The 601-nt window shown below is 49.3% G+C and carries 1 protein-coding gene; it reads left to right on the top strand.

The window, feature by feature from the left end; all coding sequences use genetic code 11:
• The first annotated feature begins 271 nt into the window (after positions 1-271).
• On the top strand, positions 272-502 hold the full coding sequence (locus tag MO867_RS22490; protein WP_252473327.1) for a hypothetical protein: 231 nt from the start codon (positions 272-274) through the stop codon (positions 500-502).
• Positions 503-601: the final 99 nt, after the last annotated feature.

The raw sequence follows: 601 nt of genomic DNA, 5'->3' as shown, positions 1-601 counted from the left end.
TTTAGGGTTGTGCCTCCCAGCCCCAGGAAGCGCAGCTCATAAAGAATTTGAACCCTTGGCCCTGCCAGACAAGAACGCCCAAGAGAAAGCTCGCCAGAGCGGTAAGAGCGAACTGGCAAAAATGCGGGGGATGTTCGACCTATGAGCGAAGAGCAGACCGAGGTTTTAGAGGGGGAATATATCCCCTGTGAAGAATCAACGCCTCAACCCTCAACCTGGGCTGAGATGCTGGAAGACACCAACTGGTAAAACAAATCGAGAGGGAATTTAAATGATTTACGCACCTATCAACCACGAAATAATTCGCAACACCACCGCAGACCGAGAGGCAATCGCTCTGCAGACAAAAGAATTTCTGTCGCGCGGCGGTTCAATCAAAAAAATACCTACAGGGCTATCAGGTTATGACCTGAAGTTTACGAAAGGCGCTAACGGCCAACCGAGATATCAGGACGCTCGCTTGGTCAGTCGATTCCGGTTTGAGAACTTAAAAGCGGTGTAATCGATATGAATCGTGATGAGCCAGCCCCAACCAAAACGGTTTTTTACCTGGAATTCTTTCTGTGGATGGTGGCGGTTGGCTCAGGTGTTTGGTTTTTGA

It is taken from the genome of Microbulbifer okhotskensis, assembly GCF_023895975.1.
GTDB lineage: Bacteria > Pseudomonadota > Gammaproteobacteria > Pseudomonadales > Cellvibrionaceae > Microbulbifer > Microbulbifer okhotskensis.
The sequence above is the reverse complement of the archived record's forward strand: the minus strand, read 5'-3'. Positions and strand labels throughout refer to the sequence as shown.

Coding starts and splice junctions, on each gene's coding strand:
- MO867_RS22490 (WP_252473327.1), top strand. CDS start 272: ATGATTTACGCACCTATCAACCACGAAATAATTCGCAACACCACCGCA.